Raw genomic sequence first — 17,090 nt, 5'->3', positions numbered from 1 at the left:
TTTAAATTTTTATGTTATAATATACACAGATAAAAAGTAAAAAGTCGAGGAGAGTTAATAATTATGATAGATTTTAAAAATGTTACTAAGGTTTATAATAACAATGTACTAGCTTTATCTAATTTAAATGTACATATTGACCAAGGTGAATTTGTTTTCTTAGTAGGCCCAAGTGGAGCAGGAAAATCTACCTTTATAAAGATGTTATTAAAAGAAGTTGATCCAACAGCGGGTTCAGTTATAGTTACAGGATCAGATTTAACAAAGCTAACAAGGAAAGAAGTACCTTATTATAGAAGAAAAATTGGAGTAGTATTTCAAGATTTTAGATTGATACAAAGTTTAAATGTATTTGATAATGTAGCTTTTGCACTAAGAGTTATAGGATCAAGCGAAAAGGATATACAAAAGAAGGTTCCAGCAGTGCTTTCAATGGTAGGATTATCAAAAAAGAGAGATGCTTTACCTACGGAGTTATCAGGTGGAGAACAACAAAGAGTATCTATAGCTAGAGCTATAGTAAATAGTCCATCATTATTAATTGCTGATGAGCCAACAGGTAACTTAGATCCTGAAACTTCATTAGAAATTATGGATATTTTAAGTGATATTAGTAGAGCAGGAACTACCATTGTTATGGCAACCCATGCAAGAGACATAGTTGACTCTATGAAAAAGAGAGTTATAGCTATTGAGAAGGGTGTTATTGCCAGAGATGAGGAAAGGGGGAAATATGGTTATGAAATTTGATTCTTTTAAATATTCATTTAAGGAAGCGCTTAAAAGTATAAAAAGAAATAAAACTTTAAGTATAGCATCTATAGCTACGGTAACAGCTACACTTTTTTTATTAGGAGCTATAACACTAGGAGTAGCTAATGTAGATAAATTAATTACGCAATTGGGATCCATGGTTGAGGTAAAAATTTACTTAAAAGAGAGTATAAGTGATAATAATAAAAATGCTATAGAGAATAAAATTAAAGAAGTAGAGGGTATAGATAAGATAACTTTTCAAAGCAAGGAAGATGCTTTGAAGGATGTAAAGGAACAAATGAATGATGAATTAGGTCAGTTAACATCTGGATTTGAGGATAATAATCCATTCCCAGCTTCCTTTACGGTAAATGTTAAAGAGCCACTAGTGGTTGATAAAGTTGTAAGTAGTATTAAAGATATGAATGGTATTGATGAGATAAAAGATGCGAGATCTATAATTGCAAAAATTTCTAGGCTTACAGATTCATTTAAAATAGGCGCTGCAGTAGCATTTGTAGTTTTTATTATGATATCTCTATTCTTGATAGGAAATACCATAAAAATTACAGTGTTTACTAGAAAAAAAGAAATAGGAATAATGAAGTATGTAGGTGCTACTGATTGGTTTATTAGATGGCCGTTTATAATAGAAGGTATGATACTTGGAATATTTGGAGCAGTCATATCGGTAGTAGCACTAGGTTTTATATATGCTATTATAATTAATAATTTAAGTGCTGATACACTATTTGGATTTGATTTAGTAGGTATTTCATATATATTAAAGGTGATTATTTGGGAATTCTTGGGATGCGGAGTTTTCATAGGCGCTATTGGAAGTATAATATCCATGAGAAAATTCTTAAAAGTTTAAATTATAAAGAACAAATAAGACTAAGAATTTATTTCTTAGTCTTATTTGTGTATAATATAATATATTGGTAATAGAAAGGATTAATAAAATAATTTTAATTTCATAGTATTATTATTGGGGATAAAAAGTAATAATAAATATATGATAATGAGAGGGTGATTTTTATGGATGGTAAGAAAAATAAATGGAAAAGAGTAACGGGTATAGTGTCTCTTTTAATAGTGACAAATTTAATTACTTTAGGATTATCTAACTATATATCTTTTAAGTTACCAGATGGTAAAGTTATAGTTAGTAGAAAAACATATGAAAATGTAGTGGACTTTGAAAAGTTATATACTATAAAAGATAAATTAGATAGATATTATTTAGGTGAAATTGATATTGATAAACTTATAGATGGAGCAGCAGCGGGAATGACAGAAGCTGTAGGAGATCCATATACAACATATATGAATGCCGAAGAGTTTAAAGACTTCTATTCACAAACAGAAGGAAATTATGTCGGACTAGGAATACAGGTAGGAGTTAAGGAAGATAAGATAGTTGTAGTAGCTACCTTTGAAAATTCACCTGCAGAAAAAGTGGGAATACTTTCAGGAGATATAATTGAAAGTGTAAATGGTACAAAGGTTGAAGGCAAGGACTTGGAAAAAGCAGTGAAAACTATGAAAGGTGAAAAAGGAGAAGCTGTAGAACTTACTTTAGCTAGAGAAAATAAAGGTTCTTTTAATGTTAAAGCTGTAAGAGATGAAATAGAAATGATAACTGTAAAAAAAGAAATGATTGATAGTCAAGTAGGATATATTCAGGTAACTATGTTTGATGAAAACACATCTAGCAATTTTGAAAACGCAATTAAAGATTTAAACTCAAAAGGAATGAAGAGTTTAATAGTAGACCTAAGAGAAAATCCAGGAGGATTATTAGATCAAACTGTGAATATGTGTTCACAATTTATTCCTAAGAATAAGAATATAGTTTATACGGAAGATAAGAATGGAAGTAGGAAGGATTATAATTCTGTAGGTGGAATTGCTGAAGGATTACCACTTACTATATTAATAGATGAGGGGAGTGCAAGTGCTTCAGAAATATTTACAGGAGCTATAAAAGACTATAAGTTAGGAACTTTAGTAGGTACTAAGACTTTTGGTAAGGGGGTTGTTCAAACAACTTTTTATAGGGATAGAGATGGATTTAGAGATGGAACTGCATTGAAGGTTACTATATCAAAATACTATACTCCTAATGGGCAGAATATCCATGGTATAGGAATAGAGCCAGATATTTTAGTTGAGTATCCAGAAGAACTAAAGGGAAAATCCTATGATAAATCAGTAGATCCTCAATTTGAAAAGGCTTTGGAAGTGGCAAAAGAAAAGATTAAGTAATAAAATATAGGGTATTATAATAGATATTAGTATTTTTATTATAATAAATACTAATTAAAATAAGTTAACATATAGAAAAATTAATAAAATTAATTTTATAGTTTCAAGTAGATAAATGATGATGTAAAATTAAGTATCTATTATAATAGATACTTAATTTTACTTATGCACATCTACTCTTTGTTACATAATGAGAAGGAGAAAAATAATGGAACTTTTAAAGTATACTTTGCAGCAGGTGTCTTATGCTATTGTAGAGCCGTCTTATGCGCTTATATTAATAATGATGGCTGTCGTATTCTATATGAAAAATAAAAAAACTACAGTGATGGAAAGATTAATTATGGGTAAAAACTCATCAACAGCTTTTGAACTTACTGTGTCACAAATAGTTATGGGAATATTAGGAGGTGTAGTAGCTAGTTTAATTCTTACATTTTTGGGGATTACTTTTTATGAAACTTCTAATATATTTCTGATATTTATATTATCAGTTGCGTTAATGTTCTTTAGTCCAAAATTAGTTTGTCTTTCATATTCAGGGGCTATTTTGGGACTATTATCAATACTTCTGTATTTTATATCATTAATTATGTATAATCCAAGTTTAGATGTACTAAAAATGGATATAACTAATTTATTGGTATTAGTTGCAGTAATGCATATTGTTGAAGGGTTATTAGTAATCTTTGATGGGAAAAGAGGCGCTATACCTGTATTTGGATCAAGAGATAAAAAAATCATAGGTGGATTCGCATATAGAAGACAATGGATATTACCAATGATAATATTATTAATGGTACAGGCTACTAGCGCCAATACAGTCATGGGCGGAAGTGTAAACACTCCAGAGTGGTGGCCAATAATTAATCATAATAAAAACATGTTGATTTTTGCTACTATGGTAATTGGTGCACTACCGATTTTTGCAGGAGTTAATTATGCTACCATAACATTTACAAAAAGTAAAAAAAATAAGCCAATATTCTCAGGACTATTAATTTTAGGCTATGGGACTGTATTAATTCTATTATCTTTTCTTGGGGATATAAATAAGATTTTAGATGTGATAATTCTTACATTGATGCCTGTATTACATGAATATATGTTATATATTGATCGCTTAGCAGAAAAAAAAGGCAAAATAAAGTATGTGAGTAATGAAGAGGGAGTATGCGTTCTAGATGTAGCCCATAATTCAATAGCTAAAAATATGGGAGTTAAAATGGGAGATCTAATATTAGAAATAAATAATATTAAATTATATAAGGATGAAATTATATTTAATATGTTAGAATGTCTTCCAGATATTATAAATATGAAGGTTAGAAGAGAAAATGGATCTATGGAAGAACTAGAATGTAGAGTAAAAAACAATAAAGAAAAATTAGGAATTGTTATAGTTCCTAGAGAAGTTCCAAAGCAGGCTACTGTAGCAAAACCAAACAGTTCTAGTTTTTCGGATATTCTAAATAAAATTAAAGAAAAAAAAGATAGTAACGATAAAGATTAATTTTAAAGAAGATGAGGTGATGTATCATGGGTCAGTTTAAGATTCATTCAAAATTTAAGCCAACTGGAGATCAACCTGAAGCAATAGATAGTATAGTTAAAGGAATTCTTGAAGATAAAAAATATCAAACTTTACTTGGAGTAACAGGATCAGGGAAGACATTTACTATGGCAAATATTATTGAGAGAGTTCAAAGACCAACTTTAATTCTTGCTCATAATAAGACTTTAGCAGCTCAATTATGCTCTGAATTTAAAGAGTTTTTTCCGGAAAATGCTGTTGAGTACTTTGTTTCTTATTATGATTACTATCAACCAGAAGCTTATATGGCTCAAACTGACACCTATATAGAAAAGGATGCATCAATAAATGAGGAGATAGAAAAGCTACGACACTCAGCTACTTCAGCCTTGATAGAAAGACGAGATGTTATAGTTGTGGCTTCTGTATCATGTATATATGGGCTAGGAAATCCAGAGGATTATAAAAAGCTTACTGTATCTTTACGAGAAGGTATGATTAAAGATAGAAATAGTGTTATTAGTCAGCTAGTGGATATTCAATACGAAAGAAATGATATAAATTTTGTAAGAGGAACCTTTAGAGTTAGAGGGGACGTGCTAGATATATTTCCAGCATCATCAACTAATAAAGGGATAAAAGTTGAGTTTTTCGGAGATGAAATAGACAGAATCCGTGAATTTGATGTATTAACAGGCAATATAATTAGTGGAAGAAAGCATGTATCTATATTTCCAGCATCACACTTTGCTACATCAAAGGAAAATTTAGAAAGAGCTATCTCTCAAATTGAATTTGAATTAGAAGAGAGATTAAGGGAGCTAAAGGATGAGGATAAGTTATTAGAAGCTCAAAGATTAAAACAGCGAACCAATTTTGATATAGAAATGATGAGGGAAGTAGGTTATTGTACTGGAATAGAAAATTATTCTAGAATATTAGATGGAAGAGCAAAAGGAACACCACCACAAACTCTTATTGACTATTTTCCGGATGATTTTCTTTTCTTTATAGATGAAAGTCATGTTACACTACCACAAATTAAGGCTATGTATGGAGGGGACAGATCTAGAAAGACTTCTTTAGTAGAGTATGGATTTAGACTTCCATCAGCCTATGATAATAGACCACTTAGGTTTGAAGAGTTTGAAGACAAATTAAATCAAGTATTATTTGTAAGTGCTACACCTGGAGTTTATGAGAATGAACATTCTGCAAATATAGCAGAGCAAATAATAAGACCAACAGGACTTTTAGATCCTAAAATTATAATAAGACCAGTAAAAGGTCAAATTGATGACTTATATAGTGAGATTAACAGAACTACTGAAAGAGGATTTAGAACCTTAGTTACAACTCTTACAAAGAAGATGGCAGAGGATTTAACTAAATATTTAAAGGAATTAGGAGTAAAAACTACTTACTTACATTCTGATATAATTACTATGGAAAGAATGGAAATAATAAGAGATCTTCGAAGAGGAGATTATGATGTGCTAATTGGAATAAATCTTTTAAGAGAAGGGTTAGATATTCCCGAAGTGGCATTAGTTGCTATATTAGATGCAGATAAGGAAGGATTCTTAAGGAGTGAAACATCTTTAATTCAGACTGTAGGTAGGGCTGCAAGAAATTCAGAAAGTAAAGTAATAATGTATGCTGATAATATGACGAACTCTATGGAAAAAACTATAAATGAGACGCATAGAAGAAGATGTATTCAAAAAAAATATAATGATGATCATAATATAGTACCTAAGACTATAATCAAGGAAATAAGAGATGTTATAGAAATTTCTACAGTGGCAGAAGAGGAAGCTTCATATATCAGTGAAGCAAGTAGTGATTTACTCTTAGATAAGAAGGAGTTGGCTAAGCATATTACTAAACTAGAAAAAGAGATGAAAGAAGCAGCTAAGGACTTACAATTTGAAAGAGCAGCGATTTTAAGAGATGAGATAGAACGTATGAAGAGAGAATTTAATTTGTAAAGGAGAAATTTATGAGAAATAGTATTTATATAAAAGGTGCAAAAGTACATAACCTTAAAAATGTAGACCTAGAAATACCAAGAGATAAATTTGTTGTTTTTACTGGACTTTCAGGTTCAGGAAAATCTTCTTTAGCTTTTGATACTCTTTATGCAGAGGGACAAAGAAGATATGTAGAGTCTCTTTCAGCTTATGCGAGACAGTTTTTAGGCCAAATGAATAAACCGGATGTAGAGTATATCGAAGGATTATCACCAGCTATATCTATTGACCAAAAAACTACAAGTAAAAATCCAAGATCTACAGTAGGAACAGTAACTGAAATTTATGATTATTTAAGACTTCTTTATGCAAAGATAGGTGTACCCCATTGTCCGAAATGTGGCAAGGAGATTACCCAGCAGACTGTAGATCAAATGGTAGATCAGGCAATGGCTCTGCCGGCTAGAACTAAGGTGCAAATCTTAGCACCTGTAGTTACAGGAAAAAAAGGAGAACATGTAAAGATCCTTGAGAACATTAAAAAAAATGGATATGTTAGAGCTAGAATTGATGGTGTCCTAGTAGATTTAGAAGATGAAGATATCAAACTAGAGAAGAATAAAAAGCATACCATTGAAATAGTAATAGATAGAGTAGTTATTAAAGATGGAATTGAATCAAGAATTACAGACTCTTTAGAGTCAGCATTAAAAATAGGTGAAGGTATAGCTATTCTAAATGTTATTCATGGAGAAGATATACTTTTGAGTGAAAAGTTTTCATGTATAAGTTGTGGAATAAGTATTGGTGAAATTGAGCCTAGAATGTTTTCCTTCAATTCTCCCTTTGGCAAGTGTGATGAGTGTGATGGGCTAGGGACTTTAATGGAGATAGACGAGGATTTAGTAATTCCTGATAAAAGCAAATCCATATTAGGTGGAGGAATTTTAACGTTAGGTGAAGGTAGTCTAAAGGAAGATTCATGGACTCGTGCCATATTAGAATCTCTCGCTAAAAAAAGAGGTTTTACTTTAGATACTCCTATAGAAGAACTATCAGAAGAGAATTTAAATTCTGTTTTATATGGAACGAATGGAGAAAAATTACGAATAGAGTATACTAAGGAATTTAAAACTGGTATATATAATTATGCTTATGAAGGTATAATAAATAATTTAAAAAGAAGATATATGGAAACTAACTCAGATTACATAAAGAGGGAAGTAGAAGAGTATATGAGTGATAATCCTTGTCCTAAGTGTAAGGGAAGAAGATTATCTAAAGAAGCTTTATCTGTTACTGTAGGTGGTAAAAATATAAGTGAATTTTGTACTATGTCTATTATAGAAGAACTTGATTTTGTAGACACATTAAAATTATCTAAAAAGGATGAAATTGTAGCAGAACAAGTATTAAAGGAAGTTAAGAGTAGACTTAGCTTTTTAAAAGATGTAGGACTTAGTTATCTTAACTTAAGTAGAGCATCAGGTACTTTATCAGGAGGAGAAGCGCAAAGAATTAGATTAGCAACTCAAATTGGTTCTAGTTTGATGGGAGTTTTATATATTTTAGATGAGCCAAGTATTGGATTGCATCAAAGAGATAATGATAAATTAATAAAGACTTTAAAGCATCTTAGAGACATAGGAAATACTTTAATTGTAGTTGAGCATGACGAAGATACTATGCGAGAGGCAGATTACTTAGTAGATATAGGTCCAGGAGCAGGAGAGCATGGAGGAAAAATAGTAGCTGCAGGTACAGTAAAACATGTGATGAAGTGTAAAGAGTCCATTACAGGACAATATTTAAGTGGGCATAGAACTATAGATGTGCCGGGAAAATATAGAATTATGGATAAAAATAGAGTTATAAAAGTTAAAGGTGCAAAGGAAAATAATCTAAAAAATGTAAGTGTTGAATTTCCATTAGGATTATTTACATCTGTAACAGGAGTTTCAGGGTCAGGGAAAAGTACTTTAGTTAATCAGGTTTTATATAAGGGGTTAAATAGAAAATTAAATGGTTCTAAGAAACTACCAGGAAAACATGAGGAAATTATAGGCGCTGATCAGATTGATAAGATTATAAATATAGATCAAAGTCCAATATGAAGAACACCGAGAAGTAACCCTGCTACATATACAGGAGTGTTTGATTTAATAAGAGAACTTTTTACTATAGTTCCAGAGGCTAAAAGTAGAGGATATAAACAAGGTAGATTCAGTTTTAATGTTAAAGGTGGAAGATGCGAAGCTTGCAAAGGTGATGGGATTATAAAGATAGAAATGCAATTTTTATCTGATGTCTATGTTGAATGTGAAGTATGTAAAGGAAAGAGATACAATAGGGAAACATTAGAGGTAAAATACAAGGGAAAAACCATTGCAGATGTTTTAAATATGACGGTAGAAGAAGGGTTAGCTTTCTTTGAAAATATACCTCGTATAAGTAGTAAACTTAAAACTCTTATGGATGTTGGATTATCTTATATAAGATTAGGTCAACCATCAACCACGTTATCAGGCGGAGAGGCACAGAGAATAAAGCTTGCCTATGAATTATCTAAAAGAAGTACAGGCAAGACTTTATATATCTTAGATGAACCCACTACTGGATTACACATTGATGATGTTAGTAAACTTATAAAAATTCTCCAAAGACTTGTAGAAGGAGGGAATACAGTAATAGTGATTGAACATAATTTAGATGTAATAAAATGTTCAGATTATATTATAGATTTAGGACCAGAAGGTGGAGATCAGGGAGGAACTATTATAGTTAAAGGAAATCCTAAGGATGTAATTAAATGTTCTAAATCATATACGGGACAGTACCTGAAAAAGATGATATAATTACTTATAACTAGCATCATAATTTATAATGATGCTAGTTATGTTATATATATATAAAGGAGTTTTGCTTATGAATATTTTAAAATTTGCATTAAATTTAGGAATAATAGCCATAGTTTATTTTATTATAATCTATGCTTTAAAAATAATGTATACAGATACTAAATCAGTGGGTAAAAGAAGGAATAGAACTAGAAAGGCTACTTCTGGGCTAGAAATAATGGTAGCTGGAGAAAATACAAATCTAAAAAATGGAGGAATACTACCAATAGTAGATAACTTAACTATGGGAAGAAAAAGTGATAATACAGTAATCTTAGATGATAAATATGTTTCTTCTCATCATGTTAAAATTTTCAGAAGAAATAATGAGTATGTGTTGGAAGATTTGGAGAGTACTAACGGAACTAAGGTTAATGATATTAGAATAAAGAATTCCCTTATATTAAAGTCAGGGGATATAATAAAGGTGGGAACTGCTACCTTTAAATTTATGTAGTTATTAGGAGGCAAGTATGAAGGGTATAAAACAAGAAAAAAGAGTGCTTAGGTTTACTTATTTGCTTGTAATGGCACTGTTTTTTAATGTAGCAATTCTAACTCCAACTATTGATAAGGGTGCAATATTTATAGGAGCAATAATATGTGGTTTATTATGTTATTCCCACTTTGTAATAAGAAGATTTTATCCAGATGGGGATAAATTTATATTGTTATTTTCAAATATTCTTGCTGTTATAGGGATTGCTATGATATATAGGTTGGATTTACCCATATCAGGAGGTAGTTATATAGCGGAAGGTACTAGAAGTTTTTTAACAGCTAAGCAAATTATATTTTTTGCTTTAGGTATGACTATGTTTATATTAGTAGTTGTAATACTTCCAGATTTAAAAAGATTTAGTAAGTACAAATATTTATATCTAATAGTAACATTATTATTTATGTCCATGGGTACCTTTTTTGGAAAGGAACAGTTTGGAGCTAAAAACTGGGTAAATTTATTTGGGTTTGGTTTTCAACCTTCTGAGTTTGGAAAAATTGCCTTAGTAGCTTACCTTGCTTCAGCATTAAAGGACTATGAAAAGCCTTCGAAGTTTTGGATTAAGATAGGAAGGGCAATTGGATTTAGGAAAGAAAGCTCATATAAATATATAAGTTTAATGGAGCCTGCTATAGTAATGATGATATCATTACTATTTATGTTAGCTCAAACAGACTTGGGTTCAGCGCTAATTTTCTTTGCCATAGCACTTACTATGCTTTATATTGCTACATCAAATAAAAAGTATGTAATAATAGCATTACTGTTATTTGTAGTTGGTGGTGTCATAGGATATTACTTATTTTATCATGTTCAAATAAGGGTTATGATATGGCGGGATCCATGGAAATATGGATATAATGAAGGACATCAGCTTGTTCAATCCCTTATAGCTATAGCAAATGGAGGATTCTTTGGGGTAGGACTTGGAAATGGATATCCAGGATATATTCCAGTAGTGGAATCTGACTTTATATTTGCAGCTATTTGTGAAGAGCTAGGGTTACTTATTGGGTTTGCAGTTATAATTTTAAACTTTCTACTATTCTATAGATGTATAAGGGCTGCACTTTACATAAAGGATAGATTTTCAAGGCTATTAGCCGTTGGATATAGTACTATGATGGTATCCCAAACTCTAGTAATTATTGGTGGTGTAACTGGGGCTATTCCTCTTACAGGAATAACTTTACCTTTTGTTAGTTATGGAGGAAGTTCTATGCTGATAAGTTATCTTTCATTAGGTATAATACAAAAAATATCAGAGGAGAGTAGTAATTATGAATAATCTACAAAAGAACATAAAAAATGTAATGATTGTATTTCTGTTATTATTTATTGCTCTAATCTCTTATATAAGTTATAGTACATTATTTAAAAATCAAATAGCTTTGGATAGTGTTTATAATAAAAGAAATCAGGCGGAGAAAAATAGAGTTCTTAGAGGAACTATTTACGACAGAGATATGAATCCTTTAACTACAGGTGAAAAAACAGGGGAGTTTTCTCAAACAAGAAAGTATATTGGAGGAGTAGCTTTTTCTCATGTTGTTGGTTATAATGATGCTAAGTATGGCGCTAGTGGAATTGAAAAGAAGTTTGATAAAGAACTTTCAGGACAATCAGTGAATTCCATAAAGGATATATTTTCCAATAAAAAGGATGAGAATAAAATTGGAAATCATGTAGTGACTACCTTAAATTCTAAGTTACAACAAAGAGCCTTTGAGATTTTAGGCAACAGAAAGGGATCAATAGTAGCATTAAATCCTAAGACGGGAGAGGTTCTTGCTATGGTGTCAAAACCAAGTTTTGATGCAAATACAATACAAGAAAACTTTGAAAAACTGTCACAACAAGAGGATACACCTTTCTTGAACAGAGCTGTTTCAGGTCTTTACCCACCAGGCTCAACCTTTAAAGTTATTACAGCTATAAGTGCTTTGGATAATATGTCAGATATAACCAATAGAATCTTTAATGATGAGGGGAAAATTAGTTTTAATGAAAGTGAATACCTAGAAAACTACAAAGGGTATGCTTATGGAAGCATTGGACTTAGAACAGCTTTTTTAAAGTCTAGTAATGTGGTATTTGGTACCTTAGCTATGGAACTTGGAAATGATAATTTAAAGGCAACATCGGAAAAGTTCTTATTTAATAAAGATATTCCATCAGAAACTCTTACCATTGATAATAGTATTTTCCCCAAATATAAAAGTGATGAGGTTGGTAATATAGCTCAAAGTGGTATAGGACAAAGTGGAGTATTAGCAAGTCCAATAGAAATGGCACTAGTAGCTAGTACTATAGCTAATAATGGTGTAATGATGGAACCTAATGTAGTAAAGGAAATCATAAGTCCGGAAGGGAAAGTAGTTAAAAGCTATGAACAAAAGGAAGCAGCTACAGTTACAACTCCTGAAAATGCAGCATTGGTAAAGGAATATATGAAAGCTGTAGTCAATGAGGGGACTGGCCAGGCAGCAAAGTTATGGAACATTCAAGTATCAGGAAAGACTGGAACTGCAGACCATGACTCTGGAGATAAGGAGCCACACACTTGGTTTATAGGTTTTGCAGGTTATGATGACCCAGAAATAGCCTTTGCTATAATTGCAGAAGAAGGTGGAAATGATAGCTTTAATGCCAGCGCTATGGCAAAGGAGCTTATGAAATCTTACTTTAATACAAATTAATATTAGAACTCTTGAAATATAATTATATAATATACTTTATGATTATTTATCATTGCATTAAAAGTGAAGTTCAATAAGTATTATACTAAAGATGAAACAACCTTTGGATGAGAAGTGAGGTGATTTAATGTTTAATTTTGAGTATCATCTAAAAAATCTTCCAGACAATCCTGGAGTTTATTTAATGAGAAATTCTTTGAGAGAAGTAATATATGTAGGAAAAGCAAAAAATCTTAAAAATAGAGTAAGACAATACTTTCAGAATTCTAAAAATCATAGTGAAAAAGTTAGAGCTATGGTTAAGAATATAAGTGAATTTGAGTATATAGTTACCGATTCTGAAGTAGAAGCTTTAATACTAGAATGTAATTTAATAAAAAAGTATAGTCCTAAATATAATATTTTGCTAAAAGATGATAAATATTTTCCTTTTATTAAAATTACTAACGAAGAATTTCCAAGGGTATTAGTTACAAGAAATTATGGAAATGATTCATCTAAATATTTTGGACCATATACGGATGGAAGTGCAGTATATACTATAAATGAACTTATAAAAAAGGTATTTCCTCTTAGAACATGTAGAAGAGTTATAAAGGAAAATGGGCCTAAAACAAGGGTTTGTCTTAACTATCATATAAAATTATGTAGTGGACCATGTGAAGGATTAATTTCTAAAGAGGAATATAAAAAAATTATCAATGATGTGGTGGATTTACTTACAGGTAAGGATACAAAAATTACAAGTAATATTAAGACTGAAATGGAAGAAGCATCAAAGAAATTAGATTTTGAAAGAGCGGCTTCTTTAAGAGATAAGTTAATAGCTATAGATAAAATAAATGAAAAGCAAAAGATTATTAGTAATAATTTTGAAAATGAAGATTTTATAGGTATTTCTCAAGATGAAAAAGATAGTTGTATTCAGATATTTTTTTTAAGAGATGGCAAAATCGTTGGAAGAGAAGATTTTATTTTAGACAATACTGGAGGAGAAGAGCCTGCCTATGTCATAGAGGAATTTATTAAAAATTTTTATGGTGGAACTGCTTTTATACCTAAGACTGTATATGTAAGTCATTGTGATGAAATTGATATCTTAGAGCAATGGTTATCTATAAAGAAGGAATATAGAGTCACTATAAAGGTTCCACATAAAGGAGAAAAGAAAAAGACACTTGATATGGTAGAGAAAAACGCTAGCCATGCTCTCGAAATGTTTAAGATTAAACATAAAGTAGATAAGGAACTTAATAATGTGGCACTTTCTGAAATTCAAGAGGCTCTTGGGATTGAAGATATGCCTAGTAGAATTGAAGCTTATGATATATCTAATATCATGGGAATGGATTCTGTAGGAACCATGGTAGTATTTCAAGATGGAGTAGCTAAAAATAGTGATTATAGAAGATTTAAAATTAAAACTGTAGAAGGTGCAGACGATTATGGCTCTATGCGAGAGATATTAACAAGGAGATTTACCCATGGATTAGAAGAAATAAGGAAGATAAATAATAATGGTATGGACTTTAAGTCGGGTAAATTTTCTATTTTTCCTGACTTGATTATGATGGATGGTGGAAAAGGACAAATTAATATAGCACTTCAAGTGTTGGAGGAATTAAATATTACTATACCTGTATGTGGTATGGTAAAGGACGATAAGCATAGAACAAGAGGACTTATTTATAAAAATAAAGAAATTTTATTAAAGCCCTCTTCCAAGGCTATGCTTTTAATAACTAGGATTCAGGATGAAGTTCATAGATTTGCCATTACATATCATAGAACTTTAAGAGATAAACGTACTTTATATTCTATATTAGATGAAATACCTAAAATAGGGGAAAAGAGAAGGCGTGAACTTCTAAGGAAATTTGGTAGTATTGAAAATATAAAAAAGGCTACCTATGAAGAGTTAATGGCTACACCTTCTATGGATGGGAAAGCTACTGAAAGTATAATTAATTATTTTAAGAAAAATAGTTAATAACCATATGTCAGCATAAAAATATTGAATTAGAGTGTGTATACTATTAATAGAATAGTATACTTAAAATGAAAGAAATATATAATAAATGTTGATATATATAACGTAAGTATTTTATACTTAATATATAATAATATAGTAAGAGGTATACAATGAAATTAAAGGATAGTTTTATAAGAAGTGTTTTAGATGTAGCAGGGAATGAAAATGTAAAAATAGATGAACTAATGAAGAATCATACTTCTTTTAAGGTAGGTGGACCCGCTGACCTATTAGTTTATCCTTCTAATTATGAAATGGTTAAAGACTTAATTAACATATGCAAGGAAAATAAGGTGGATTATTTCATATTAGGAAATGGATCTAATCTCATAATAAGAGATGGAGGAATAAGAGGAGTAGTTATAAAACTAGGACACATAAATAAAATAGTAGTAGATGAAAATTTAATATCTGCACAATGTGGAGCTAAGTTATATTCAGTTGCAGATCAGGCTTTAAAGAATAGTTTATCAGGGTTAGAATTTGCGTCTGGTATACCAGGATCTATTGGAGGTGCTACTGCAATGAATGCAGGTGCCTATGACGGAGAAATGGCAAAAGTAATTGAAAGTTCTTTAATAATTGACAATGAGGGTAACATTAGAGAATTGAGTAAAGAGGAACTAGAATTTGGATATAGAAATAGTGTAATTTTAAAGTATGGCTATATAGTTCTGGAAACAAGGATGAGATTGTCTCATGGAGATAAAGCTTTGATCAAGGAAAGAATGGGTGATCTAGCAGAAAGAAGAAAAAGTAAGCAACCCTTAGAATATGCATCAGCAGGAAGTACATTTAAAAGACCCGAAGGATATTTTGCAGGTAAGCTTATTCAAGATTCAGGATTAAAGGGTACTAGCGTTGGGGATGCACAGGTATCTGAAAAACATTCAGGATTTATCATAAATAGAGGCAATGCAACGTCAAAGGATATTTTAGATCTTATTGAATTTGTAAAAGCTAAAGTTTATGAAAAATTTAAGGTTGAATTACACACTGAAGTTAGAGTTATAGGTGAAGATAGTTTAACCTAATATAAAAAATAGGGAGATGGGGATATGATTTCAAAAAAAATGGTTGATTATGTTAAAGGTAGTTCATTAATCAGAGCTATGTTTGAAGAAGGTAAAAGACTCGCATCAATTTATGGTGCAGAAAATGTTTATGATTTCAGTTTAGGAAATCCAAATCTTGAACCGCCAAGCACTGTAAAGGAGGCAATTGTAGATATTTTAAATAATGAACCTAATACTATGGTTCATGGTTACATGAGCAACTCAGGTTATGAGGATGTTAGAGAAACTATTGCCAACTCAATTAACAAAAAATTTAATACAAGTTTTACAGAAAAGAATATAGTTATGACTGTAGGTGCAGCAGGTGGTTTAAATGTGATTTTTAAAACTCTTTTAAATCCAGAAGATGAAGTAGTAGTATTTGCACCATATTTTGGTGAATATAGAAGTTATGCAGCTAACTATGACGGAAGGCTTGTAGTAGTATCACCAAACACTATAGATTTTCAACCTAATTTAGATGAGTTTAAAAGTAAAATTACGGATAAGACTAAAGCTGTTATAATTAACTCTCCAAACAATCCTACAGGTGTTGTTTATTCAGAAGAAACTATTATAAAACTTACTAATATTTTAAAAGAAAAGCAAAAGGAATTAGGAACTGACATATATTTAATATCAGATGAGCCTTACAGAGAGCTTGTATACGATAACATTCAAGTGCCATATTTAACAAAGTATTACGATAATACAATTGTTGGATATTCCTATAGTAAATCTCTTTCATTACCAGGAGAAAGAATTGGATATTTAGTTATACCAAATGAAGTATCCGATTTTGAAAATGTTGTATCTGCTGCTAATGTAGCTACTCGTATTTTAGGATATGTAAATGCACCATCACTTTTCCAAAGAGTGATAGCTAGATGTTTAGATGATAAAGTAAATATTGATTTTTATAATAAAAATCGGGAACTACTTTATAGTGAACTTACTTCTTATGGATATAATTGTATAAAACCAGAAGGTGCTTTCTATTTATTTGTTAAATCACCTATAGAGAACGATATTGAATTCTGTAATATGGCAAAAAAATATAATATTCTAATAGTTCCTGGAACTTCTTTTGCTTGTCCAGGATATATTAGAATTGCTTATTGTGTAGCATATAGTACTATAGAAAATGCCTTACCTGGATTTAAATCATTAATTGAGTCTATAAAATAAATATTTTAATTTAAAATAATATTGTTAATTTTAAAATTTTATGTGAGAGATATAGGATAAATAAATATTTATCCTATATCTTTTTTAGTAATATAAATTACTATATGATATAATTAATGTGTATAATATATAGATATTAGTGTTAATTTTTATTAAAATTATTAATTTAAAAGATGTATAATT

The 17,090-nt window shown here is 30.4% G+C and carries 11 protein-coding genes and 1 pseudogene; all 12 read left to right on the top strand.

What is annotated here, in order from left to right; genetic code table 11:
• Positions 1–63: 63 nt before the first annotated feature.
• The 12 genes and pseudogenes from ftsE (at position 64) to B3630_RS01140 (ending at position 16,907) form a co-directional block, all read left to right on the top strand.
• Positions 64–750, top strand: coding sequence for a cell division ATP-binding protein FtsE (gene ftsE / locus B3630_RS01195; RefSeq protein ID WP_346869990.1), 687 nt, complete (start codon positions 64–66; stop codon positions 748–750).
• On the top strand, positions 740–1,633 hold the full coding sequence (ftsX, locus tag B3630_RS01190; protein ID WP_346894767.1) for a permease-like cell division protein FtsX: 894 nt from the start codon (positions 740–742) through the stop codon (positions 1,631–1,633). The genes ftsE and ftsX overlap by 11 nt, the downstream gene beginning before the upstream one ends.
• Before the next feature lie 164 nt (positions 1,634–1,797).
• Positions 1,798–3,027 (top strand): S41 family peptidase, encoded by a 1,230-nt coding sequence (locus B3630_RS01185; RefSeq protein ID WP_346894765.1) that lies wholly within the window; start codon positions 1,798–1,800, stop codon positions 3,025–3,027.
• 208 nt (positions 3,028–3,235) lie between these two features.
• On the top strand, positions 3,236–4,540 hold the full coding sequence (locus tag B3630_RS01180) for a hypothetical protein (RefSeq protein ID WP_346894763.1): 1,305 nt from the start codon (positions 3,236–3,238) through the stop codon (positions 4,538–4,540).
• 26 nt (positions 4,541–4,566) lie between these two features.
• Positions 4,567–6,552 (top strand): excinuclease ABC subunit UvrB, encoded by a 1,986-nt coding sequence (gene uvrB, locus B3630_RS01175; protein ID WP_346894761.1) that lies wholly within the window; start codon positions 4,567–4,569, stop codon positions 6,550–6,552.
• Positions 6,553–6,563: 11 nt separating this feature from the next.
• Positions 6,564–9,389: pseudogene (gene uvrA / locus B3630_RS01170) on the top strand (excinuclease ABC subunit UvrA).
• Between the two features lie 70 nt (positions 9,390–9,459).
• Entirely contained in the window at positions 9,460–9,888 is a 429-nt protein-coding gene (locus B3630_RS01165) for an FHA domain-containing protein (RefSeq protein WP_346869996.1), read from the top strand.
• Positions 9,889–9,904: 16 nt separating this feature from the next.
• On the top strand, positions 9,905–11,221 hold the full coding sequence (locus tag B3630_RS01160) for an FtsW/RodA/SpoVE family cell cycle protein (protein ID WP_346894759.1): 1,317 nt from the start codon (positions 9,905–9,907) through the stop codon (positions 11,219–11,221).
• Entirely contained in the window at positions 11,214–12,632 is a 1,419-nt protein-coding gene (locus tag B3630_RS01155) for a peptidoglycan D,D-transpeptidase FtsI family protein (protein ID WP_346894757.1), read from the top strand. The genes B3630_RS01160 and B3630_RS01155 overlap by 8 nt, the downstream gene beginning before the upstream one ends.
• Positions 12,633–12,759: 127 nt before the next feature.
• The gene (gene uvrC, locus B3630_RS01150; RefSeq protein ID WP_346894755.1) at positions 12,760–14,622 is read left to right on the top strand and encodes an excinuclease ABC subunit UvrC; all 1,863 of its coding nucleotides are present in this window, start codon (positions 12,760–12,762) and stop codon (positions 14,620–14,622) included.
• Positions 14,623–14,774: 152 nt separating this feature from the next.
• Positions 14,775–15,698, top strand: a complete 924-nt coding sequence (murB, locus tag B3630_RS01145) for a UDP-N-acetylmuramate dehydrogenase (protein WP_346894753.1) — start codon at positions 14,775–14,777, stop codon at positions 15,696–15,698.
• A gap of 24 nt (positions 15,699–15,722) precedes the next feature.
• Positions 15,723–16,907, top strand: coding sequence for a pyridoxal phosphate-dependent aminotransferase (locus B3630_RS01140; protein ID WP_346870001.1), 1,185 nt, complete (start codon positions 15,723–15,725; stop codon positions 16,905–16,907).
• Positions 16,908–17,090: the final 183 nt, after the last annotated feature.

It is taken from the genome of Clostridium sp. UBA7503, assembly GCF_002477055.1.
GTDB lineage: Bacteria > Bacillota > Clostridia > Clostridiales > Clostridiaceae > Clostridium_J > Clostridium_J sulfidigenes.
The sequence above is the reverse complement of the archived record's forward strand: the minus strand, read 5'-3'. Positions and strand labels throughout refer to the sequence as shown.

Bases quoted from the DNA above. Each gene is read 5' to 3' on its own strand.
- B3630_RS01180 (WP_346894763.1), top strand. From the start codon at position 3,236: ATGGAACTTTTAAAGTATACTTTGCAGCAGGTGTCTTATGCTATTGTA.
- B3630_RS01165 (WP_346869996.1), top strand. From the start codon at position 9,460: ATGAATATTTTAAAATTTGCATTAAATTTAGGAATAATAGCCATAGTT.
- B3630_RS01140 (WP_346870001.1), top strand. From the start codon at position 15,723: ATGATTTCAAAAAAAATGGTTGATTATGTTAAAGGTAGTTCATTAATC.
- uvrB (WP_346894761.1), top strand. From the start codon at position 4,567: ATGGGTCAGTTTAAGATTCATTCAAAATTTAAGCCAACTGGAGATCAA.
- murB (WP_346894753.1), top strand. From the start codon at position 14,775: ATGAAATTAAAGGATAGTTTTATAAGAAGTGTTTTAGATGTAGCAGGG.
- uvrC (WP_346894755.1), top strand. From the start codon at position 12,760: ATGTTTAATTTTGAGTATCATCTAAAAAATCTTCCAGACAATCCTGGA.
- ftsE (WP_346869990.1), top strand. From the start codon at position 64: ATGATAGATTTTAAAAATGTTACTAAGGTTTATAATAACAATGTACTA.
- B3630_RS01155 (WP_346894757.1), top strand. From the start codon at position 11,214: ATGAATAATCTACAAAAGAACATAAAAAATGTAATGATTGTATTTCTG.
- B3630_RS01185 (WP_346894765.1), top strand. From the start codon at position 1,798: ATGGATGGTAAGAAAAATAAATGGAAAAGAGTAACGGGTATAGTGTCT.
- ftsX (WP_346894767.1), top strand. From the start codon at position 740: ATGAAATTTGATTCTTTTAAATATTCATTTAAGGAAGCGCTTAAAAGT.
- B3630_RS01160 (WP_346894759.1), top strand. From the start codon at position 9,905: ATGAAGGGTATAAAACAAGAAAAAAGAGTGCTTAGGTTTACTTATTTG.